18 protein-coding genes are annotated in these 22,111 nt (G+C 52.1%); 11 read left to right on the forward strand and 7 right to left on the reverse strand.

Features of this window, described 5'->3' with window-relative positions:
• Positions 1-137 precede the first annotated feature (137 nt).
• The 3 genes from RIC19_RS01865 to RIC19_RS01875 all read left to right on the forward strand — a co-directional run bounded on the left by RIC19_RS01865 (position 138) and on the right by RIC19_RS01875 (position 3,376).
• A complete protein-coding gene (locus RIC19_RS01865; RefSeq protein ID WP_502930816.1) occupies positions 138-2,144 on the forward strand; it encodes a beta-galactosidase in 2,007 nt (668 codons plus the stop codon).
• A 99-nt stretch (positions 2,145-2,243) separates the two neighbouring features.
• Positions 2,244-2,840, forward strand: coding sequence for a DUF6992 family protein (locus RIC19_RS01870; protein ID WP_350176254.1), 597 nt, complete (start codon positions 2,244-2,246; stop codon positions 2,838-2,840).
• 68 nt (positions 2,841-2,908) lie between these two features.
• Entirely contained in the window at positions 2,909-3,376 is a 468-nt protein-coding gene (locus RIC19_RS01875) for a DUF4199 domain-containing protein (RefSeq protein WP_350176256.1), read from the forward strand.
• 104 nt (positions 3,377-3,480) lie between these two features.
• Here the strand turns inward: RIC19_RS01875 and RIC19_RS01880 are convergent, their stop codons facing one another.
• The 3 genes from RIC19_RS01880 to RIC19_RS01890 form a co-directional block, all read right to left on the reverse strand.
• Complete coding sequence (locus tag RIC19_RS01880; protein WP_350176258.1) at positions 3,481-3,684, reverse strand: YgaP family membrane protein; 204 nt, start codon at positions 3,682-3,684, stop codon at positions 3,481-3,483.
• 251 nt (positions 3,685-3,935) lie between these two features.
• Entirely contained in the window at positions 3,936-4,571 is a 636-nt protein-coding gene (locus RIC19_RS01885; protein WP_350176260.1) for a Crp/Fnr family transcriptional regulator, read from the reverse strand.
• 61 nt (positions 4,572-4,632) lie between these two features.
• Positions 4,633-7,047 (reverse strand): TonB-dependent receptor, encoded by a 2,415-nt coding sequence (locus tag RIC19_RS01890; RefSeq protein WP_350176262.1) that lies wholly within the window; start codon positions 7,045-7,047, stop codon positions 4,633-4,635.
• 102 nt (positions 7,048-7,149) lie between these two features.
• Between RIC19_RS01890 and RIC19_RS01895 the strand changes: the two genes are divergently transcribed.
• Positions 7,150-7,767 (forward strand): MarR family winged helix-turn-helix transcriptional regulator, encoded by a 618-nt coding sequence (locus RIC19_RS01895; protein ID WP_350176264.1) that lies wholly within the window; start codon positions 7,150-7,152, stop codon positions 7,765-7,767.
• A 386-nt stretch (positions 7,768-8,153) separates the two neighbouring features.
• Positions 8,154-9,287, forward strand: coding sequence for a glycerate kinase (locus RIC19_RS01900; protein ID WP_350176266.1), 1,134 nt, complete (start codon positions 8,154-8,156; stop codon positions 9,285-9,287).
• 439 nt (positions 9,288-9,726) lie between these two features.
• Here RIC19_RS01900 and RIC19_RS01905 read toward each other — a convergent pair whose 3' ends face one another.
• Positions 9,727-12,291, reverse strand: coding sequence for a PKD domain-containing protein (locus tag RIC19_RS01905; RefSeq protein WP_350176268.1), 2,565 nt, complete (start codon positions 12,289-12,291; stop codon positions 9,727-9,729).
• A gap of 56 nt (positions 12,292-12,347) precedes the next feature.
• Positions 12,348-12,674, reverse strand: a complete 327-nt coding sequence (locus RIC19_RS01910) for a 2Fe-2S iron-sulfur cluster-binding protein (RefSeq protein ID WP_350176270.1) — start codon at positions 12,672-12,674, stop codon at positions 12,348-12,350.
• A 224-nt stretch (positions 12,675-12,898) separates the two neighbouring features.
• Between RIC19_RS01910 and rplS the strand changes: the two genes are divergently transcribed.
• Both rplS and RIC19_RS01920 read left to right on the forward strand, forming a co-directional pair.
• A complete protein-coding gene (gene rplS / locus RIC19_RS01915) occupies positions 12,899-13,252 on the forward strand; it encodes a 50S ribosomal protein L19 (RefSeq protein WP_282774071.1) in 354 nt (117 codons plus the stop codon).
• Between the two features lie 170 nt (positions 13,253-13,422).
• Complete coding sequence (locus RIC19_RS01920; RefSeq protein ID WP_350176272.1) at positions 13,423-15,219, forward strand: serine hydrolase; 1,797 nt, start codon at positions 13,423-13,425, stop codon at positions 15,217-15,219.
• A 394-nt stretch (positions 15,220-15,613) separates the two neighbouring features.
• Here RIC19_RS01920 and RIC19_RS01925 read toward each other — a convergent pair whose 3' ends face one another.
• On the reverse strand, positions 15,614-16,819 hold the full coding sequence (locus tag RIC19_RS01925; protein WP_350176273.1) for a hypothetical protein: 1,206 nt from the start codon (positions 16,817-16,819) through the stop codon (positions 15,614-15,616).
• 224 nt (positions 16,820-17,043) lie between these two features.
• On the opposite strand from RIC19_RS01925, the gene hpf reads away from it, so the two are divergent.
• From hpf to RIC19_RS01945, 4 genes are all read left to right on the forward strand, one after another.
• Positions 17,044-17,349, forward strand: a complete 306-nt coding sequence (hpf, locus tag RIC19_RS01930) for a ribosome hibernation-promoting factor, HPF/YfiA family (RefSeq protein ID WP_350176275.1) — start codon at positions 17,044-17,046, stop codon at positions 17,347-17,349.
• 534 nt (positions 17,350-17,883) lie between these two features.
• Entirely contained in the window at positions 17,884-19,290 is a 1,407-nt protein-coding gene (locus RIC19_RS01935) for an MBL fold metallo-hydrolase (protein WP_350176277.1), read from the forward strand.
• A 137-nt stretch (positions 19,291-19,427) separates the two neighbouring features.
• Positions 19,428-20,246, forward strand: coding sequence for a sterol desaturase family protein (locus RIC19_RS01940; RefSeq protein WP_350176279.1), 819 nt, complete (start codon positions 19,428-19,430; stop codon positions 20,244-20,246).
• A gap of 122 nt (positions 20,247-20,368) precedes the next feature.
• A complete protein-coding gene (locus tag RIC19_RS01945; protein WP_350176281.1) occupies positions 20,369-21,319 on the forward strand; it encodes an aldo/keto reductase in 951 nt (316 codons plus the stop codon).
• 270 nt (positions 21,320-21,589) lie between these two features.
• Here RIC19_RS01945 and RIC19_RS01950 read toward each other — a convergent pair whose 3' ends face one another.
• The gene (locus tag RIC19_RS01950; RefSeq protein ID WP_350176283.1) at positions 21,590-22,051 is read right to left on the reverse strand and encodes a hypothetical protein; all 462 of its coding nucleotides are present in this window, start codon (positions 22,049-22,051) and stop codon (positions 21,590-21,592) included.
• Positions 22,052-22,111: the final 60 nt, after the last annotated feature.

Raw genomic sequence — 22,111 nt, forward strand, 5'->3', positions numbered from 1 at the left:
TCCGCTATATTGACAGGTGAAAACAGGCTCAAAACCACTAAAACATGGTGCAATTACTGCGACTTTCCCTTTTTTTGATGCTATTTAGCGCTGTTAGTGCCTCTGTGTGGGCACAACCTGCTTTTACCCCTGGCAAAATGGACGAAATCCTCTATGGGGTGGCTTATTATTACGAATACCTGCCTACCGACCGCCTGTTGGAAGATGCTGCAATGATGAAAGACTGCGGGATCAATGTGGTGCGCATTGGAGAATCGACCTGGGCTTATCAGGAGCCGCAGGACGGTGTGTTCAAAACGGATTACCTTACCCGCATCCTTGACACGCTGCATGCCTATGGGCTAAAGGTCATTATTGGTACGCCCACTTACGCTATACCTTCCTGGCTGGCTAAAAAACATCCTGACATTTTGCTCACCAACAAAAACGGGCAACGCCCCTATGGCGCCCGGCAGATTATGGATATTTCCAACCCGGCTTTCCGGTTCCATGCCGAGCGTATTATTCGCAGGCAAATGGGAACTACGGCCCGCCACCCGGCGGTGATCGGCTTTCAGGTCGATAATGAGACCAAACACTACGGTGCGGAAGGCGCCAATGTTCAGGCGCAGTTTGTGGCATACCTGAAGGCTAAATTCGGTGAGCCGGAAGCCATGAACAAAGCCTTTGGGCTGCACTACTGGAGCAACTCTGTTTTTGACTGGGCGGACATGCCTTCCACCATCGGTACCATCAACGGCAGCCTGCGCAATGAGTTCGAAAAATTCCGCCGCCTGCTCGTGACGGAATATCTGGCCTGGCAGGTGGATATTGTCAACGAATACAAGCAGCCGCATCAGTTCGTGACGCAAAACTTCGATATGGACTGGCGCAGCGGCAGCTATGCCATACAGGCTAGCGTAGACCACTTTGAAGCCGCCCGGGCTATGGATATTGCCGGTATCGATATCTACCATGGCACCGGTGACCGCCTCGACGGAGTTATGATTGCTTTTGGAGGTGACCTGGCCCGCTCTATGAAGCAGGACAACTACCTGGTGATGGAAACCTCCGCGCAGAGCATCCTGGGTCCTTCCAATCAGGAGTTGCTGTACCCAGGGCAACTCCGCACTCAAGCCTACAGCCACCTCGCCAATGGAGCCAACGCGGTGATGTACTGGCACTGGCACTCCATTCATAACAGTGCAGAGACTTACTGGAAAGGGCTGCTCTCTCACGATATGGAGCCCAACCCCACTTATCTCGAAGCAAAGGAGGTCGCAGCCGAACTTGAAGAGCTCAGCCCGGCCCTGGTGAATCTTAAAAAAGACAATGAAGTCGCCATCTACTTCAGCAATGAAGCGCTTACTTCCCTTAAGGAATTTGCCTTCAGCAAACAGATGGACTATAACGATATCGTGCGCAACTGGTACGAAACCCTTTACAAAATGAATGTAGAGGCGGATTTCGCTGACCATACCGTGGATGACCTGAGCCGGTACAAACTGTTGCTTGTGCCTCCGCTCTACACCGCTTCTGATGCTGAGCTCGAAAAGCTTAATGCTTACGTGGAAAACGGCGGGCATATCCTCTATGGTTTCAAAAGCGGGTTCACGGATGAGCACGTACAGGTGCACATGGAGCGGCAGCCCGCAATGCTTAGGGAAACTTTAGGGTTTTCCTATCAGCAGTTCACAGGTATTGACCGCCTGCCGTTAAAGAACGACCCGTTCGGGGTGGGGGAAGCGGAAAACTATGTCTCCATCTGGGCGGAACTGCTAACCCCCGAAGGAGCGGAGGTGCTGGGGCGCTACGATCATCCTCACTGGGGCAGGTACGCCTGCATTACTCAAAACCGGTATGGCAAAGGGCAGGCCACCTACATCGGAGCGTGGCCCTACCCTGCGATTATGCAAAAACTGATCGCTGACGCAGTGGACGAGGCAGGAGTAGAGCGCCCAAATACACACTTCCCTGTTATCATCCGCAAAGGCGTAAACGGGCAGGGAGCCGTCCTGCACTACGTTTTCAACTACAGCCCCGAGCCTCAAACGACCGCAGAGGCAGTCATGCGCAGCACGGATCTGCTGACGGGCAAAAAGTACAATGGCCAGACCCTACTTCCGCTGGAGCCCTGGGGTGTGGCCATTCTTCGGGAAGACTAAGAAAGTACTGCCTGCAGGATCCCACTGCAGGCAGTATTATCTGAAGTTTTGATGAACATTCCCCGCCCGGGAGGATTTCTTACATCAAAAACCGAAGCTATGCCAACCAAGCGGATCCTCCTCACTTTTACTTTCTTCAATTTTCTGATGCTGGGCTATGCGCAGACCAACGCACTTTTGGATTTTAACCAAAACCGGTTGCAAAAGCAAAAGACCAGTATGATGGTGCTGGGCGGCTGGGCAATTGGGAATATTGCCCTCGGGGCAACCCTGGCGAGTCAGCGGTCAGGCGAAAGCCGGTATTTTCATGGGATGAACGCGGGCTGGAACCTGGTCAACCTCGGGCTGGCCACTGCCGGGTATATCGCCGCCACCAAAGCAGATCCTTCTGCGTTTGGCTTATACGAGAGCATCAATGAACAGCATAGCGTACAGAAAATCTTCCTGTTCAATGCCGGGCTTGATGTGGGCTATATGCTGGGCGGTGCCTATCTTATGGAGCGTTCCAAAAACACCGAAGACAAGCCAGAGCGGCTGCGTGGATTCGGGAAATCCATCATCCTTCAGGGTGGGTTTCTGTTTGTTTTTGACCTGGCCGCTTACCTTTGGCAGGCCAATGGGAATGATGACCTGCAACCCTTGCTGCAAGGGCTCTCCTTTACCGGGAACGGGGTAGGGTTCCGCTACCAATTTTAAAGTTGTAACGGAGATTTGTAAACATAGGTACTTGATTTCCAGTTGTATAAGAAATCAAGCATCACGTTATGAAAAAAATAGCAATCAAGTACGGTCTCTTACTTTTAGCCAGTTTTATAGGGTTATTCCTATTTATGCATGAGGTTATTCAGGTTCAAAACTACAATCTCAGGATCCTCAATGGAGTCGCCCACATCGGGCTGCTTTACCTTGCCATACGCCGCTATCGAAGGGAGAATCCGGAAACCATTAATAATTATGTATCCGGGGTGATAACCGGTATGTATGCCTCAATTATTGGCGTCCTGCCTTTTACCGCATTCGTCATGTTTTACCTGATCGGTGATACTACCTTCATGAACTATATACAGGATACCATCCCGATTGGTAAGTATTTTAATCCGTTTACGGCAAGCCTGTTTGTTTTCACAGAGGGTATAGCTGTAAGCCTGATTGGCTCTTACATTGCAGTCCGGGTAATTGATATGAACCTCGAACAGAATCATTCGGAAATCAGTACGGAATACGCGGAATAGTTGAGTTAAACCAAAAAAGCCGCTTTGGAGTTACCCAAAGCGGCTTTTTTATTAGGTTGTATTTAGAGGTAATTTGCAACGCAAAGGTTGCTCCAAAACATGCACTAAGCTTTCTTAAAGGTACTCAGCCCAAACGGTGCATAGAGCGGGCAAAAGCTAATAACACTGGTCAGTACAAACACCCCGGCAAGCACCAGCAGTACAATACCCAGTGTGCCTGTAATGGTGTTGGTGAAGTACAAGGCTGCAATGATGATCGCAATAATGACGCGGACCATTTTGTCGGTATTTCCCATGTTCTTTTTCATGACGTATTAGGTTTGAATAAGTTGAATCAATGCGACCATGCCCCAGATTAGAAGCAGGCAAGCCAGGCAGGCTGCGATCAGCTTTGCAATTTTTTTGGCGCTCATGGTCGCTATGTTTTTGTTGATTCAAAGATAAGGGCGGGTTGAGGACGATACTGGTGACCGCAGTCACCACCCGGGTAAAAACTTAGCGCTTGTTAGGATTTTGCTTTTGGGGGCGTTCGCTCTAAAAGCAAAATCCCAACAAGCTCCTAAAGAATTTCAATACCTTCTTCCAGCAAGCGCACACTGCCCTCGGTTTCCAGTTTTTTTAGCGTCCGGGTAATGACCTCTCTGGCAGAGCCCAGGTCTTCCGCGATTTGGCGGTGGGTAAGGGTTAGCTTCGCATGGCCGGTGAGGCGCTTGCGGTCGTTAAGGTAGGCAAGCAGGCGGTCGGGAAGACGGTGAAAGAGCACCTGTTCGATGTTCTGCAACAGTTCCGTATACCGGCGCTGGTACTGCCGGAAGAACAAATGGTTCAGCATGGGGTAGTGGCGCAACCATTCATGAATCTGCTCACGGGGCAAAAGCAGCACTGTAACATCTTCTTCTACCTCAGCGACAATACTGCTCGGGCGGTCTTCCAGCACTGCACTGAATGACATCACGCAGCTTTCCTCAGGCCTGATATAGTATAACAGGAGTCTTTTGGCTTCTACCTCAGCGTAGACTTTTAGGCGGCCCTCCAGTACCAGAGGGATCGCACTCACATACTGCCCTTCCCGGAGCAGGGTAGTGCCTGCCGGAAACTGCTTTAGCTGGCCATTAAGAATGAGTGCCTCCTGCAAAGGCAGCGGCAGGAAGCGCAATTTGCGGAGGAGGTAGTCTTTGTCAGGCTTTTCTTTCATCAAAACCGGTTGTCAGGTTTCGAAGTTACTAAACTCGCCTGACAACCGGTTACCGGTTACCTTATATTTCAATCTGCAGCCCGATACTCGGCACCACCGTGCCCGCAGCATCGTTAATGGTCTTTAGCCGGAACTGTTGCTCATTGAGAGGCGCATCCGGGTTGACGATAACACCTCCGCCGATTGGCTGCCCGTTCTCATCCAGCGGGCGATCGAGGATGAGCTGATCATTGCCTACGCCGTTGCCGGTGACGTTCTCAATATCCAGGAACAGGTTCAGGCTCCACTTGTCGAAGAACCACTTTTTGTCGATCCGGATATCGATGGCGCTGACCAGATCTGCCCGGCGGGTGTTGAGCAAGTCAAAATTACGGACTCCCCGGCCGTTAGCATCCCAGTTGAGCACGAGAGCAGAGGCCTGCCGGTCGAATGGTGTAAAGGGCAGACCGGTCTGAAAGCGCCAGTTGACGCCAACTTCCCAGTTTTTTCCAAAACGCTTGCCAATAACGACGTTCGCAATGTGGCGTGCATCCCAGGAAGAAGGAATGAAGTCCCCGTTTTTGTCCTCAAACTCGCTCCAGCCCAGGGTGTAGGAGGCAATGCCGTAGAAGCCCTGGAACAAACGCTGCTGAAAGAGGAATTCCAAACCGTAGCTGCGGCCTTCTGAGCGGGGCACCACCGGCTCATTGCCGAGTACGCCGAAGTCGCCGCCCAGGTTAGCCAGCGTGATGCTGTCGCGCAGGAGGAAAGGGTAGTTGTAGTAGTATTTGTAATACCCCTCAATGGAAATTTTAGAATTGGAAGCGGTATTGAATTCAAAACCAGCCACGATATGGTCGTTGCGGATATACCTGACCCCATTCTCTCTATTCACAAACGTCCCGTCTTCCTGATAGCCCAATACGGTATAAGGCGGCAGTTGGTAGTAAATGCCGGTGTTGAAGTTGAACGACAGGCGCTCGGTAAGGGCATAAGAAGCGGAAAAGCGGGGTGAAAACTGCTCCGCCAGATTGCTCATTTCCGAGCTGTAGTCATTGGCGTCCATGCGGAAGCCCAGCGAAAGGATCAACCGCTCGTTCAAAAACTTCTGGCTGCCCTGTGCAAATAGGGCATAGCGGTTGAGGTCAAAATTGGAAGCAAAGTCAATGGTCTGTGCCCCGGCGCTCGTGAAAATGCGGTTGAACGTATTGACGTTATACTTCACATATTGATAGCCCAGGCCGTAGTTGAGTTTGAAATCGCCAATGCGGATGTCATGCTCCACGCGGAGTTTGTTCTCGATTTCCTGCGACTTATAACGCAGGGTGAGGTTATCCTCGCTGCTGTCATCGTTGTTGAGGTATTTCTCGCTCTCGTTGTTGAGCATGTTCCGGCTGAGGACGAAGGTCCAGAAGCCATTGTCCGCATAGCGTTTGTATACCAGGCCGTTGGTGTAATTCCACTGTGGGGATACGGGCAGCTGATTGAGCAGGAACTGTTGCTCTTCGGTCTCGTTGGCGTCCAGGTTGAGCTGGAACTGATCGAGTGCCCCCAGTCCAATAAAGGTCAGCTCGTTCTTCTTATTAAACTTATGCTTCACCTTGACCTGAAAGTCGTTGTAGGTCGGCAAAAAGGGCAGCCCGATCACGTCAAAAAGAAACTGCAGGTAGGAACGCCGTACGGAAGCCAGGAAAGTCGTCTTATCTCCGACCGGTCCTTCCAATGTCACACCAACATCGGTGGCACTCAACAGGAAAGTGCCGCCGATTCGGTCGTCCCGGCCATCGCGCTGCTTGAATTCCAGCACTGAGCTCAGGGTATTGCCCCGGTTGGCAGGGAAGGCGCCGCTATAAAACTCCACCTCCCGGATGAAGTTGACGTTGATCAGCCCCACGGGGCCACCGGAAGCGCCCTGCGTCGCAAAGTGATTGATGGTAGGGACTTCCACATCGTCCAGGTAAAAGCGGTTTTCATTGGGCGCACCGCCCCGTATGATAAGGTCGTTGCGGAAGCCAGCCGGCGCAGTTACCCCGGGAAGGGTTTGGATGACCCGCGAAATATCCCGGTTGCCGCCCGGGTTACGCTGAATCTCCGCCACGCCGATCGTGCGCAAAGACAGAGGGCTCTCTTCCGTTTTTGTAAAAGGGGAAGCTTTGACGACAACTTCCTGCAGGTCTTGTACAGACTCGCTCATTGCCAGGTTGACTATAGCGGGTTTGGAGTTGGTGATCTGCACTTCGTACTCCGTTTTGTTGCTGTAGCCCAGGTAGGAAGCTCTGATATCATAAAGCTTTGGTTCCAGCCCGGTGATTTCATAATTGCCATCGACATCGGTGGTCGCACCAATATCAGTGCCCAGGATAATGACGGTAGCAAAGGGGATCGGCTCATTGTTAAGCGCATCGGTGACCTTCCCTTTGATGATGCCCGATTGGGCAGATAAAGTGGTGCCTAGCATCAAAACAAGCAATGAACTGAAAATGTATTGAACTTTCATCAGATGGTTTTGTCGTGGTGATGATTTTTATGCCTCCAGAACATTCTGTTTGTAAAAGGGTTTATTCGGTATTGTACTTTTTTAGTGCTAAATAAAACTTTTATGACGGCCGAAAATGCTAAGCAGGTCATCGATTGGTTGGAAGCCTATCAGCAGGAGCAGGGCGGAGGCGCTTTGTCGCCGGTTGCTTTTGGAGAATGGCTGGTGCAACAGGGCATTAGCCCTCACAAAAGTAATACACTTCCGCCCAATACGGATGGGCTGATCTCTATGTTTTTTGGTTTTATGACCAATTACGCTGCCTACTACGCCCGTAGGGTTTTCCGGCAGCTGGATTTGTATTCGTTTACCGACTGGGCCTTCCTGGCAACGCTGGAGCAGGAGGAACCACTGACCAAATCGGCACTCATCCAAAAAAATATCCTTGAAAAATCTACCGGCACCGAAGTGCTCAAACGCCTGAACAAGCAGGGGTATATCGAAGAATTACCCAATCCGGAAGACCGGCGCGCCAAACTCGTACGCCTGAGTGAGCAAGGCCGGCAGGTGGTGGAAGAAGCCAACGCCCTCATTATGCCCATGGGGCAGGTGGTGACGGGCGACCTGACTGCGGCCGAAAAGCGCCAACTGCTTAGCCTGCTTCAGAAATTGCATAAGTTCCATCAGCCGATATTCGAGGCTGGTGATGAGGAGAAGTTGAGCCGCTTACTTCAGCTGTAGGCTTCTTGAGAAGTCTGTCTGTGAAATGGCTTCCTATGTTTGGCGCGGGTTCGTCATGAAAATCAAAGATTTATGGTTCTGGCTAAAAAAGGGGGCGCCAGAGCTTGCCCTGCATTTCTGCGAGGTTCATAAGTCCCTGGTTTGCAATAGGAGCAAGCTCCAAATATAGTCTTAAGCGTGCCTCCAAACACGCACTTCGTGCTACTGAGGCGACCCACGAATTAGTTTTTTACTATTTTCACTAAAAAGCAAACTATGCATGCACAAAAAAACAAGCTCTAACACAAACTCGCTTGGATTCAGAGGGGAGTATATAAGCAAACCGATTACTAAAGTCCCAACACACTCTAAGAATTGTTTTATTTTTTGAGCTAAATAACCTCTTTATGCGAATCCTCATTGCCAGTGATACCTTTAAAGACGCCCTCAGTGCCGAAGCTGTATGTGAAGCCATTGCTTCGGGTCTACGGGCGGCAGATGACACCCTGGAGGTCGTACAAATGCCCCTGGCGGATGGAGGAGAAGGCACTGCGGCTATCCTGGCCCATCATACCGGTGGGCAAATGGTGCAGGATCGGGCCACCAATCCGCTTTTCCAACCCATAATGGCCGAATTTGGCTTATCCGGCGACGGGAAGACCGCCTTTATTGAAATGGCGTCCGCTTCTGGTTTGCAATTACTGAAGCCAGAAGAACGCAACCCACTGCAAACGTCTACGATGGGTACGGGCGCTTTAATTATCGCTGCGATGAGCCGGGGTGCGGAAAAGATCATCCTGGGCCTTGGGGGTAGCGCCACCAATGATGCCGGCATGGGCATGGCAGCGGCACTGGGTTACCGTTTTCTGGACGAGCACGGGCAGGAGTTGGAGCCCGTTGGCGGCAGTCTGAGCAAAGTAGACCGCATTGACGATAGCATGCTGCTATTTGATCCCCGGAACATTGAAATCATTACCCTCTGTGACGTAGACAACCCGCTTTTTGGCGAAGAGGGCGCCGCTCATATTTTTGCACCTCAGAAGGGGGCTGATCAGGCTGCAGTGGAACAGTTGGATGCGGGTCTGAGAAATATTGCGCCTAAGATGGAGGCCCTTGCCGGTAAAGCCGTTGCTGCAATTCCAGGTAGTGGTGCAGCGGGCGGCATGGGAGCGGGATGCCTGACGTACCTGGGCGCAACTCTCAGGCCCGGCATTGAAACTATCATGGATGTGGCAGGCTTTGGAGCCGCCCTTGATCAGGCAGATTTGGTCATCACCGGTGAGGGCCGGCTGGACGAACAAACGCTCCGCGGCAAACTCATCAGCGGGATTACAACCCGTGCCCGTCAGAAGGGCGTGCCTGTCGTAGCACTCTGCGGTGCTCTTCAGGCTGCGCCCGGTGCGATCCGTTCTATCGGGCTGCAGGCGGCCTTCTCTATTCAGAACCGGCCGGTTAGTTTGGAAACGGCACTAAAGGAAACCGCCGAACGCTTGGAGGACACGGCTTTTCACGTTGCGCAGTTGATCGTGGCAAAGCTTTAGAGATGCTTTGTCGAGGATCAAATATAAATTGTTTAGCTTGATACGCTCCAGCCAGCCGCCAGATTACAAAAGCATAAAACACCAACCCCTGAAGTCCCGCCAGGGACTATATGTGGGTAACCTTTAATCTGTCAGATTTTACCCGCGCCGTAGGTGCGGAATGTGTCTCAGTTTAATGAATTGAGTGCTTCTCCAACCGGCTGCCAGGTACGGTAAGGAATGGGTTAGCTGCGCGTTCCTGCCAAAGGGCGTTCGCATGACTTTAGATTAGACTTGATGCGTGGGGATCATTACAGGGTTAAAATAGCTCATTTTTCCCACTGCACTGACCCGGCGCATCAAGTCTATTACATTCATTCCGCACCTGACGGCGTGGGGCAGTGCTCCGGTTGCCTCTAACGGAGCAGGGGCCGGGCTGGTTAACATAGCATCTCCAAAATCAGAGCACAACCACGGGTAAAACAAACATCCCTTCCCGGCTCCACACTTTTATATAGTAGGTACTGCCAGGCAAACCTCGCAGGTCAATGCAGTTTTCCGGCGGGCTCAGCTGCCCGGAGGCCGCAAGCTGCCCGGTGGCATTGAAGCACTGCCAGGCTATAGGGTAGGGCAGGGAGGGCAAAGCCAACAGACAGGTTTGGTCAGCAGCCGGGTTTGGGAATAGCTGCACCCGTTGCCTGGGTTCCGTAACCCGCGTACCCGAGGGTTGTAAAAAGATCGATTCCGTAATGGCTCTTGAGCAATTGGGGTTGGAAGCGTTGAGTGTCACTTCGTAGCTGCCAGGCCCGGGGAAGGTATGTACGGGTGCGGCATCCATACTCGTCGAGCCGTCCCCGAAGTTCCAGGAATAAAAGGTGGCATCGGCAGAAAGGTTGGTAAAGGTAACCGTAAAGCCATCTGCTTCATAGACGAAAGCCGCTGTTGGTCGCGTGTAGATGAGCACCTGGTCTTCTACTGTAGTTTGCTGCGGGCCAAAGCTGCTGAATAGGGTGAGGCTTACATCGTAGGTGCCCGGCGTTTCATAAGTAATCGTTGGATTAGGCTGTGTGGAGGAAGCAGGCGTACCTCCGGGAAAGTCCCAAAGCAGGCTGTCAAAAGTGCCTGTCGATTGGTTGACGAAGCCGATGCTCCTGGGGGCACAGCCACTGCTGCTGCCGCTTACGCTAAAGTCCGCTACCGGTGCACTTCCTACAATAATGGTCTTTTCAATGGTGTCGTCCCCACAGGCATTGGCTGCGGTAAGGGTGACGGTGTAATGGCCAGCAGTGGCGTAAGTGTGGTCGGGAGAAGGGGCAGTAGCTGTATTGCCGTCCCCAAAATCCCAGTTGTAACTTATGCCGTTTGTACTGGTTTGCCCAAAGCTGACCGTAAGCCCATTCACCTCAAAGAAAAAGTCGGCTACGGGAGGAGCTCCGGGCGTTACTTCAATCAACGGACTGTAAACAGGTGGGAAACAGTTGGAGGAAACGGACAGGCGGAAACTAAAGCCAGCCGCTGCTGCCGGATTATTTATGAGCAGATTGGGCGTGTCAGTACCATCGTAGACGGCATTGTCTGGCACTGGCACAAAGCCGCTTCCGTCGTCAAACTCCCAGCTTAGACTACTGAACGGGCCACCCGGCAGAGCGCTCAGGGTAAGTTGGTCTGCACAAGCCGTAAGGGTATCCTGATCGGTAGAGGCCACCGGGGGCTGTGCTGTTGGTGCCGTACTGTACGGAATAACCGGAGGCCCTTCGATCAGCCCGTTGGAACCTGCTGTCCCTCCATTGGGCGATTCCGGGCAGGCCGAAGAGTTGAGGGACAGCCCCGGTTCGCCACCCTGCAGCAAAATATCAGTATCAAAACCATCGGGAATACGGATGTAGCCGCCGCTGCCGCCGCCGCCAGGTCCGAAACACTGATCCTGATTGTTGTTGTTGGCGCTGCCGCCATTACCGCCCATCGCTGAAAAGGGCGTAATTGCACCCAGGATATTGTTGGCGTTCACCAGGATCATGCCACCTGCACCGCCACCGCCTGCGCCATCGCCTCCGGTGTTTAGGGCATGCATCCCATCTGCTACGATAAACCCGTTATTGCTAATGATTTGGTCGGCTTCCAGTAAAATGATGCCTCCGCCATTTCCACCGTCTGTAGCTACATTATTGTTGCCATGGCCAGCCCCCCCGCCCCCGCCCATGAAAAGCCGGTCGTTATTGGGCAGGGCCCAGCCTGCTGCCCCTTCCCCAAAGCCTTTGCAGCCGAAGAAGTCAGGATTGTCGTTTTCACCGCCCCGGCCTCCGGCAGTGAGCAATGCTCCACCGCCACCACCGGCATTATGGTCGTTGCCGCCCCCGCCCCCGTTGGCTGCCGCGCCTCTGCCCCGGGGCCAGGCCGTTGGGATGCCACCTATCCCTTCTCCCTTGAGTCCGCCACGAATGCTACCGGCGGCAAAGCGGTAGCCCTCATAATTGATCAGCCAGGTACAGCTGCCATCGTAGTCCAGGGCAGCACTCCCGCCCCGGAACCCCTTTCCGGTTGCCGTAAGCCCCCCATTTAGGGTAAGCGTACCGGCCCGGAAGGCGAGGATCCCCCCGGTTTGTCCATCCCAGGCTTGGGCGGTGACCGAACCGGTGATTATTGCTTGTTGGAAGTAGGGGATACTCACAACTTGTACATTCCCGGCTATATTATAGGTGTTGAGTAAAGACTGAGCGAGCAGCAGGTCATTGTCCTGAACCTCCTGAATGACGGCCTGCTCCCAGGTACCTGCAGCACCCAGCCCCGTTAGGGATCCAAATTGGGAATTGTCGGCAACAGAGATGGCCGCACCCTGCATTTGCACAATCAAGATGGTGTCACCTTGCTGAAAGTTTGTGGCGTTGCCCACGGTCACACGGGCGGTGCAGGTGTCAATAGCAGATACCGGACTGTAGTGGTTAATGACGCCGCTAAGGGTATCGGTCTGAGCCAATAAACCTGATAGGAGAAATAGGGAAAGCACAAGGCAGGTTAGCGTCTTCATGGTTTGGGAATTATGTCTGTCGTTTAAGACAAGATAGCCAATTCCCAGGACTTAAACTAGGCTTCTTCGTCTTCGGGAGCCAGTTGCGCCTTCAGCCCGTCTATTTCGGGAGTGAGGCGGAGTTGGCAACCGAGGCGGGAGTTGTCTTCCACAAAGAAAGCCTGATCCAGCATGTCCTCTTCATCTTCGCTCATTTCGGGCAGCTCGTGGTCGCTTTGTACATAAACATGACAGGTAGAGCAGAGTGCCATACCACCGCAGGTGCCTTTTACCGGCAGCTCATAAGCTTTGCAGAGCTCCATGAGGTTCATGTTCATATCCGTAGGTGCATCGAGTTCATGCGCTTTTCCCTGCCGGTCTACAACGGTGATTTTTATATCCATAATTCTGTAGCTGTTTTTAGCAGCGCAAATATAGTGGATCAGCCGGGGTTGTCAACAGCTGCAGGAAGATATTCCACGAGGATTGTTTTTTGCTGCGGGGTCTCTTGCCGCTATCAGGCAAAGCAGGTGGTTTTTATTCTGTCGAAAGCTTAGGAATTTCGGAATATTAATTTACCTTTGCACGTCTAATTGAAAGACCCTGACAATACTCAAATATCAGTACGATGGATGCTATTAAGTTTGTAGAAGATCAGCTGTTGGCAAAGAAAGACTTTCCAACTTTCCGCCCCGGTGACAATATTGTGGTAAGCTACAAGATCGTAGAGGGCGATAAAGAACGTATTCAGGATTTCCGTGGTGACGTGATCAAGATCAAAGGCCATGGCAGCAACCTGATGTTTACCGTTCGGAAAACCTCAAGCGGTATTGGTGTAGAGCGTATCTTCCCGATCGTTTCTCCTAATATTGTAGATATTAAGATACTAAAGCGTGGTAAGGTACGCCGAGCCAAGCTGTACTACCTGCGCGACCTTGTGGGCAAGAAAGCTCGTATCAAGGAGCGTGCACGTGTGAAGTAATTTTTTTAGCATTATGCTGGCTCCATATTATCCGGTCAATCGCTCAGGCAGTGGTTGACCGGATTTTTTGTGTACGGGGCTGCTCATCGAAATTATTAAAGCGCTCTTCTATAAAATGCGGTACGGTTTGTCTTTTCGGCTACTTTGGCGGTTCAACCAAAACGAAAAGCATGCGTATCAAGCAGGGATTTCTACTCTTACTGGCGTTCATCGCCGGGCATAGTGTATGGGGGCAGTTGCCCGAGCAGCAGATCGGGCAGATCGACGCCTTTGCCAATCAACTACTGGAAGACTGGAAAGTGCCGGGTATCGGGCTCGGTATCGTACAAAATGATAAGATCGTCTACGTGCAGGGCTACGGGCAGCGGGACCTCGAGAGTGCGTCACCGGTGACACCCAATACCCTCTTTGCCATCGGCTCTTCCTCCAAGGCTTTTACGGGGCTCTCTGTTCTGCAGCAAGCGGAGGAAGGGTTAATCGACCTCGATGCTCCGGTCCTCGACTATCTCCCGGAATTCCGGATGTATGATGATTATGTGACACAACACCTCACCGTCCGTGACCTGCTCTGCCACCGTTCCGGGCTACCCCGGCATGACCTGTCGTGGTATGGCTCTGCTGCTAGCCGTTCTGAGCTTATGGAGCGCCTGAGGTACCTGGAGCCGAGTGCGGGGTTCCGGGAAGTTTTCCAATATCAAAACCTGATGTTCATGACAGCAGGGCACCTGGTCGGTGAAGTCGCCAATTCCACCTGGGAAGAGGAAGTCCAAAAGCGGATTTTCAAGCCGCTGGGCATGGACCGGGCCAACTTTGAGGTGGACCAAATGGCTAATGACAAGGATGCCGCCCTGCCTTATCAGAAAACCGCAGAAGGCAAGGTGGAGCTGATGCCCTACCGGAATATCAATGCCATAGGTCCTGCGGGGTCGATCAATGCCTCACCGAAGGAAATGGCCGCCTGGGTGCTTGCCCTGCTCAATGGTGGCCATTATATGGGCGAACAAATCGCTGAGGGCAGCTCCATTGCGGAAGCCATGGCACCTGCGGTGACCGTACCGAACGGATGGGTGGGTGCCCTGCGTTTTGACAACGGCAATGCACCGGTTGCCTACGGCCTGGGTTGGTTCCTGAGTAACCACAAGGGGCATCAGCTCGTTGCTCACGGCGGCAATATTGATGGCTTCTCCGCAGATGTCGCCCTGCTGCCGGCAGATTCCATCGGACTGGTGATCCTGACCAACCTGAACGGCAACCCCGTACCCGGTATCCTGCGCAACTACGTGTTAGACCTCCTGACCGGTACTGAAATCCGCGACTGGAATGGCGAAGCCCTGAAGTTGCGGGAAAAGCAGGAAGAGGCAGAAATGACAGTAGAAGAGGATGTCGTGCGGCAGGAAGGGACCACACCATCTCATGATCTGCAAGCCTACACGGGGACCTTTAGCCATCCCGGGTACGACGAGATCAAGATAAGCCTTCAGGGCGATAGTTTGTACCTGAAGATGGTAGCGGTACCGGAAGCGCTACCGCTGGGCCATTACCACTATGATGTATTCTACAATAAAGACCCCCTGTTTGGCGAAACGAAGGTGCAATTCCTGACAGATATGGAAGGGGCCGTTCACCAGGCTAAAGTGAAGCTGGAACCTACGCTCCCTGCGCTCACCCTGGAGCGGAAGCCCGAACCAAAGACCTTTTCAGTTGAAGAACTCAGGTCTTACACCGGCACTTATTTAATAATGGGCGTTCAGCCGATTACAGTGAAACTGGAAGGAGAAACCCTGAAAATGGAGGTGCCCGGCCAGCCTGTCTACACGCTGGTCTACGAAAGCGGATACAAGTTTGGGCTCAAAGGGCTGGAGGGATATACGGCGCTTTTTCAGCAAAACTCGGCAGGAGCGGTTTACCAGGTCACCCTGATACAGCCCAACGGGCAGTTCAGCGGGGAGAAGCAAAAAGAGGACTAAGGGGATTGTTGGAGTTTCAGTAATCGGTCTGTCCTGCAAAGGGGCGGGACCATTTTGGGTTGTACTTTGTTACGGAAATCCTTCCCGCAAACTGCGGGACAGGCTATTTAACCTTGGCTGAACTCGAGTTTCTGTGCCTTGTCTAATCAAAAAAAATGCGCTAATGCTTTGTCAAGTATGAAAAGCTGAGTGGCCGGAGATGAGCAGAAAGGGCATCTCCTCTGGCTGGAGATGACATGCGACTTCTACGAAGTCGACCTCCTGTGGTGTGGCGAAGGTTAAAAAGGTGTAGCTTCTCCGAAGTCGCACCGTGCTTACTGGTTTGGCTCCACTTTTTATTGCATACTTGACAGAGCGCTAGTTTTCGACTGGAAGACCAAAATCCCAACACGGTCTAATCAACCCTGAACTGCTTGATCATGACGGCACCGCTTTCTTCAAGGTTGGAGCTGACGATAATGACTTGTTCCCGCTCGCCATCGTCTACGGAGACGGCTACGGTGTTGGGGCGGATATCGCCCAGGTCGTCAGCATGGAGTACCAGGAAGTTGTCGGTTTGGGATAAGGTGACCGGAATGCCGATACGGCGTTTGGACACCCTGTACTTATTGAGAATGCGCTCACCGTTGAGGAAGAGGGTGGCGACGTCGCCATCCACGGTACCGTTGTCCCAGATTTTGATTCGGATATTCGGGCTGCTGACTTCGAGCACCCGCTGCACTTTGATCTGTCGCTGGTTTTCCATCTGATAGGGTTCGGCAATGGCCTGCCGGGTTTGCACAATCTCCTCGGTAAGCACCGGTTTTTCGAGGTAGAGGGCACCGCTGGCACAGGGCCCCGATTCCATATCATACCCTTCGATATAGCCAGCCCAGGTACCTTCGAGAACGAGCCGGCTACCTTCGCGCCGGTAGGCGAGGTCGCCAGATTTGATGCACCAGGGCCAGGCCGGGTCCTCTTTTTTCACCACGGCGCCTTCCTGAAAATGCAGTTGGTTGTTTGGGGCATCGTAGCGGTATTCCAAGTCCATGTGAGCACTGCCCCCGTTACCTTCTGAGACAATGTAAGACCCTCCCAATCCGCGGGGCCCCAGATCGATTTCAAAATAAAACCCGTAGTCCCGGTCGGACTGTGAAAGGGTACCGGACCACTTACCGGCAATGGTGGGCTCTATTTCCTGGGCCACCGTATCCGTAACGGATTTGACCGGCCGTTTGAGGAACATCTGTCCGGGCGTGCAGCCATCAGCGCGCCAGGGGCCCGAAAGGGTAGGGATGCCACCCTGTTCTTCCAGGTTTAGCGTGGCGTATTTGGTGCACCATTTTGGGGAGGCCGGTTCGGTCTGCTCGACTTCCTGCAGAATAAGCTGTTGACCATTCCAGTAGCCCGTGAGGAGGAAGCGGGCGGAATGCCTGCCATTTCCAGTAGCAGAGTACGCCTCGCCATTCAGGGAGCTGCCGGATTGCTGGAGTTGGATCCGGTAGACAAAGGTGTCGGTTTTACCATCCTGAGAAAGGTATCCGTCCCATTGGCCGCCCAGATTTTGTGCAAAAGCCGCCCCTGAGGCGAGGAGCCAGCCGGCAATTATTAGCCATCTCATAGTTATATTATTCTGTAGAACCTGACTATCAGCTCGCTATAAAGGTAGTGATAAGGATCAACTACTGCAACTGATCTTTGTCAATGCGGTTCTTTTGCCCCAGCGCTAACTTGGAGGTATTCATTCATTAAAACGGAATCCACCAGAAACTCAAAAAACGGAAGACGCGCAGCTCTGAACGCTGCCCGAAGCAACCAACCTAACCGAACTAGAAAATTGAACTTATGAAAGTACAAGTGCATTCCACCTTTCAGGTAAACGAATACCTGGACGGCGTCATTGAGGAGAAAGTCAGCAAATTAGCCAATTATTCAGATCAGATTATCGAAGCGGAGGTGTACCTCAAAATTGGGGAAAAGCGCCACCGCCACGCTGAAGAACAGATTGTAGAATTACGTTTAACGGTGCCCGGGCATACTTTTTTTGCCGAAGAGCACAGCGATTTGTTCGAGAAGGCCGTAGCCAGTGCCGCCGATAAAGTGAAGCGGCAACTGTTGAGGCATAAAGAACAAACAACTAATCATCATTGATTTATTGATTTATCAGACTTGATGCACCGGGAATCATTGCAGGGTCAAAAGGGCTCTCTTCTTCCCATTACACAGACGTAACGTATCAAGTCTATTGAGTCGCTATTCCTCTTTTTTGTGGATAGCACTGGTGCAGAGGCTGCCATACTTTCGAGTTCCGCCTAAGGAGCTCTTCTATATAACTCCAAGCCTCTGCCGTCTACGCCGGGCAGCAGCATTCTATTGTCACCATCTTACCTCCGCTGCACGGCGATTTTTTTGCCCGCCCCGAAAAGAGGTGACATTTATCACCGCTATTGTGACAAAAGTCACCCCGTTATTTGACCTAGATCACAAATTCAGCCTGCCAATCCCCTTTATATTTGCCCTTGTAATCACGAAACAACTCCTTTGAAGATGATTTGCAAGCACCACAACCGCTGCCCCTGAGCAGTTGACAAGGGCCGCTTTTGTTTGCCCTGAATCATGAAACAATCTTCATGTTTTAACAAAATAGTCTTTTACTTCAGTCCAAACCTTATAAATTTTTTATCCATGAAAGTAGAACAAATATATACCGGATGCCTGGCCGAAGCAGCTTACTACATTGAGAGCAATGGCGAAGCCGTAATTATCGACCCTTTGCGCGAAACGGATCCTTATATTGAGCGCGCAGAAGCTGATGGTGCACGCATTAAGTACGTTCTGGAGACGCACTTCCATGCGGATTTTGTTTCCGGCCACCTTGATCTGGCCAATAAAACCGGCGCAACGATCGTATTTGGCCCTACTGCCCAACCCAATTTTGAAGCCCATATCGCTACTGATGGCGAAGAACTGAAAGTTGGTGATGTTATCATTAAAGTCCTGCATACTCCTGGCCATACGATGGAATCATCCACCTTCCTGCTATACGATGAGGAAGGCAAGGAGCACGCAATTTTCACAGGGGATACCCTCTTCCTGGGCGATGTCGGCCGTCCTGACCTGGCGGTCAAGACCGACCTGACCCGCGAAGACCTGGCCGGGCATCTTTTCGATAGCTTGCACCACAAAATTCTTCCACTCTCTGATGAAGTCATTGTGTACCCTGGCCACGGTGCAGGTTCTGCCTGTGGTAAGAAGATGAGCTCAGAGACCTGGGGCTACCTCGGCGATCAGAAGAAGACCAACTATGCCCTGCAGCCCATGACCCGCGAGGCGTTTGTGAAGGAAGTGACCGATGGTTTGGTGGCTCCTCCGCAGTACTTCCCCAAGAATGCGGTCATGAACAAGATGGGCTACGACTCTATCGATGAGGTGCTCGAAAAAGGCCTTGCCGCACTGAGCGTACGTGCTTTCAAAGCGGCCTGGGCAGAGGAAGAAGCACTGCTCATTGATGCCCGTCATCAGGACGAGTTTGCCAATGGCTTTATTCCGGGCGCGATCTTTATCGGTATCGACGACAACTTCGCGATGTGGGTAGGTGCATTGATTACAGACCTGAAGATTCCTATCCTTTTTGTTGCCGACGAAGGCCGGGAGAAAGAGGTGGTGACCCGCCTGGCCCGGGTTGGCTACGACAATCCAATCGGGTACCTCAAGGGAGGCTTTGAAGCCTGGGTCAAAGCAGGAGAAGAGGTAGACGCCATTGAAGAGGTGACCGCTGAGGACTTTGCAGCGCACTTCGGCCAGGAAGGTGTGAATGTACTGGATGTACGCAAAGCGAGCGAGTATAATGCACAGCACGTGATTGGCGCGCAGAACTTCCCGCTCGATTTCATCAATAGCAATATGAGCGAAGTGAACCGTGACAAGCGTTACTTCCTGCATTGTGCAGGCGGTTACCGCTCCATGATCACCATTTCCATACTCAAGTCTCGCGGCTACAACGATATGGTCAACATCAAGGGCGGTTTTAAGGCGCTGGTGGAGACAGATCTGCCGATGACAGAGTTTGAAGAGCAAATAACAGAACTGTAAGACAAGCTTTTTAAGATTGTTTTATTGTGAATTAGCTGCGGCCCGGTACAATTCTTTTGTGCCGGGCCTTTGACATTTTTATTATCCATATAATTGTCGGTTTTATTATTTTTGTTCCTAATTAAAACTGGTAAACTATGGAAGCCTTTCTTACATTTTTTGAAACGATGCCCGCCTGGCAAAAGCTGGCCTGGGTTTTTGCCTGTTTGTCTGTCAGTTGGGTACTGGAAGGGGCAGTGCCCTTAGTGACCCTTAACTATAAAAAATGGAAACACGCTGGCGTTAACCTCATCTTCCTGAGTACGTCATTGGTAATTAACCTGTTGTTTACCATAGCCACAGCAGGCGTATTTATCTGGGGTGCGCAGTATGAGTTCGGCTTGTTGTACTGGCTCGATCTGCCGGCCTGGGCAGAGCTCCTCCTGGCTGTGATGCTCCTGGACCTGGTCGCTCAGTACCTGGCGCATTACCTTTTGCACAAAGTGAAGTGGATGTGGAAGTTCCACCTGGTCCACCACAGCGATACCAAAGTGGATGCCACCACGGGCACCCGGCATCATCCCGGTGATTATGTGATCCGGGAGGTTTTTGCGCTGTTTGGCGTTGTCGTTTTTGGTATCCCTCTGGCGTATTACCTGTTTTACCGGATTGCGACGATCCTGTTCACTTACCTCACCCACGCTAATATCACGGTGCCTGTCTGGCTGGACAAGCCGCTCAGCCTGGTTTTCATTACGCCCAATATGCATAAGTTCCACCACCACTTTGAGCGGCCGTGGACGGACTCCAACTATGGCAATATCTTTTCGCTTTGGGACCGCCTGTTCGGAACGCTGGTTTATGATGACCCCCGCAAGGTGCGCTACGGTGTAGATGTACTAAGCGATGACCTGGACGAAAACGTGGGTTATCAGTTTAGAGTGCCCTTCGATAAGACGATAAAGACGGATTATTAGCGCACGCTTGATAAGGGCGTGTGGAGGGCTTTTGTAATCGGTCTGCAAACTGCTGGTCTTCATTGATCAAATGCCGGGAGGTGTAGCCAAACATTTACCGTGTATTTGCAGTTCGGGATAGTATGAAGACACTTAACTTTTCCCACAACGACAAAATGCCCATGATTGGACTGGGCACCTGGAAATCTAAGCCCGGCGAGGTTTACGATGCGGTACTGACAGCCCTGAAAACCGGCTACCGGCACATTGATTGCGCCCCGATCTATGGCAATGAAGCTGAGGTTGGGAATGCCATACAGGAGGCTATTCAGCAAGGCGTACTGAAACGGTCCGAACTTTGGGTGACCTCCAAGCTGTGGAATGATGCCCACCGCAAAGCCGATGTCATCCCTGCCTTGAAAAAGACACTCAGTGACCTCAAACTCGAGTACCTTGATCTTTTCCTGATCCACTGGCCGGTTGCGCTCAGCCCGGGCGTTATGTTCCCCAAAGGCAGTGACGATTTTCTAAGCCTGGACGAAGTGCCGCTAACGGAGACCTGGCAGGGCATGGAAGCCGCTGTGGACGAAGGTCTTGCTCGTCATATCGGGGTGTCTAACTTTAATCTGGAACGGGTCCGGCATCTGGTAGGCAACAGCCGGATAAAGCCTGAAATGAATCAGGTGGAGCTGCACCCCTTCCTGCCACAGGAAGACCTGCGGAAAGGCTGCAAGGAGTTGGGCGTGCACCTGACTGCCTATTCTCCCCTGGGCTCCAAAGACCGGTCTTCTGCCATCAAAAAAGACGATGAGCCTTTGCTGCTTGAGCACCCTGCCGTAAAGCGGGTTGCTGATAAGCGGGATTGCACACCCGGGCAGGTATTGATCAGCTGGGCGTTGCACCGGGGCACTGCGGTGATTCCTAAATCCACCAATGCGGGCAGAATAAAGGAAAACCTGGAATCCTCCGGGGTAGAGCTAAGTGTGGAAGATATGCAGTTTATCGCCCAGATTGGGCCCGAATACCGATTTGTAGACGGGAGCTTTTGGGCGATGGAAGGCAGCCCGTACACTATGGCCGGGCTTTGGGGCTAGCACAGCTTACCGGAGCGAAAAGATTAGGAGCGTGTTGGGACTTTAGTAATCAGCCTATGCGGTGCACCGGGATACTTTTTTGCTTATGCTTTGCCCCGAAAATCCTTCCTGCAAACTGCGGGACGGGCTATCTAACTCAGGCTAAACTCCGGTTTTCGTACCTCGTCTAACCAAAAAAAATTAGTTTTCGACTAGAAGGCAAAAGTCCCAACACGCTCTAAGCCAACATGCTCTGAGGCTTCGAAGCTTGAAATAGGCTACGTTTTTAGGCTAGTCCAACAGTATTTTGGCTTCCCGAAAAAGGACTTGTACAGTATCAAGCTGAGCAGCCCAGGCTTTGGCTTGTTGTTGCCCTTCCTGTTCCAGTTCCCGTAATGGCATTAAATCCTGTTCGGAAACAGTACCCACCTGCTCTTCTTTTAACTGATTGAGCCGGGTAGCGCCTTCCTGCCAGCGGTTGACAAAAGCAAAAGAAGCTTCAGAAGCCGCCCCCAGGCCCTTCAATTCCTGTTCGATCCGGGCCTTGAGTTCCGGGTAGGGCGCTTCCTGAATGGTATCAAGGACGTTCAGCAGGAGTTGCGCTTCTTGCTGGGCTTTTATGATCCCTGTGACCTGATCGGTTACAACTGCAGTTGTGCTGTCCCAGCTTACTGTAAAATCGGTCAGCGGCGCTTTTTGTGGGGGTGGGTCGTTTGAGCAGGCACTCAAAATCAAGACAAGACAAGAGGTCATATAGCGCATAGGTAATTTTAGGGTCAAATATAGGCAATAGACTTGATGCGCCGGGAATCA

This window comes from Phaeodactylibacter sp. (assembly GCF_040219495.1).
Lineage (GTDB): Bacteria > Bacteroidota > Bacteroidia > Chitinophagales > Saprospiraceae > Phaeodactylibacter.

What these genes read in the sequence shown, in the direction of transcription:
- RIC19_RS01870 (WP_350176254.1), top strand. Translation starts at nt 2,244, where the DNA reads ATGCCAACCAAGCGGATCCTCCTCACTTTTACTTTCTTCAATTTTCTG.
- RIC19_RS01890 (WP_350176262.1), bottom strand. Translation starts at nt 7,047, where the DNA reads ATGAAAGTTCAATACATTTTCAGTTCATTGCTTGTTTTGATGCTAGGC.
- RIC19_RS01925 (WP_350176273.1), bottom strand. Translation starts at nt 16,819, where the DNA reads ATGAGATGGCTAATAATTGCCGGCTGGCTCCTCGCCTCAGGGGCGGCT.
- RIC19_RS01880 (WP_350176258.1), bottom strand. Translation starts at nt 3,684, where the DNA reads ATGAAAAAGAACATGGGAAATACCGACAAAATGGTCCGCGTCATTATT.
- RIC19_RS01900 (WP_350176266.1), top strand. Translation starts at nt 8,154, where the DNA reads ATGCGAATCCTCATTGCCAGTGATACCTTTAAAGACGCCCTCAGTGCC.
- rplS (WP_282774071.1), top strand. Translation starts at nt 12,899, where the DNA reads ATGGATGCTATTAAGTTTGTAGAAGATCAGCTGTTGGCAAAGAAAGAC.
- RIC19_RS01920 (WP_350176272.1), top strand. Translation starts at nt 13,423, where the DNA reads ATGCGTATCAAGCAGGGATTTCTACTCTTACTGGCGTTCATCGCCGGG.
- RIC19_RS01895 (WP_350176264.1), top strand. Translation starts at nt 7,150, where the DNA reads ATGACGGCCGAAAATGCTAAGCAGGTCATCGATTGGTTGGAAGCCTAT.
- RIC19_RS01905 (WP_350176268.1), bottom strand. Translation starts at nt 12,291, where the DNA reads ATGAAGACGCTAACCTGCCTTGTGCTTTCCCTATTTCTCCTATCAGGT.
- RIC19_RS01950 (WP_350176283.1), bottom strand. Translation starts at nt 22,051, where the DNA reads ATGACCTCTTGTCTTGTCTTGATTTTGAGTGCCTGCTCAAACGACCCA.
- RIC19_RS01945 (WP_350176281.1), top strand. Translation starts at nt 20,369, where the DNA reads ATGAAGACACTTAACTTTTCCCACAACGACAAAATGCCCATGATTGGA.
- RIC19_RS01885 (WP_350176260.1), bottom strand. Translation starts at nt 4,571, where the DNA reads ATGAAAGAAAAGCCTGACAAAGACTACCTCCTCCGCAAATTGCGCTTC.
- RIC19_RS01935 (WP_350176277.1), top strand. Translation starts at nt 17,884, where the DNA reads ATGAAAGTAGAACAAATATATACCGGATGCCTGGCCGAAGCAGCTTAC.
- RIC19_RS01875 (WP_350176256.1), top strand. Translation starts at nt 2,909, where the DNA reads ATGAAAAAAATAGCAATCAAGTACGGTCTCTTACTTTTAGCCAGTTTT.
- RIC19_RS01940 (WP_350176279.1), top strand. Translation starts at nt 19,428, where the DNA reads ATGGAAGCCTTTCTTACATTTTTTGAAACGATGCCCGCCTGGCAAAAG.
- RIC19_RS01910 (WP_350176270.1), bottom strand. Translation starts at nt 12,674, where the DNA reads ATGGATATAAAAATCACCGTTGTAGACCGGCAGGGAAAAGCGCATGAA.
- RIC19_RS01865 (WP_502930816.1), top strand. Translation starts at nt 138, where the DNA reads ATGGACGAAATCCTCTATGGGGTGGCTTATTATTACGAATACCTGCCT.
- hpf (WP_350176275.1), top strand. Translation starts at nt 17,044, where the DNA reads ATGAAAGTACAAGTGCATTCCACCTTTCAGGTAAACGAATACCTGGAC.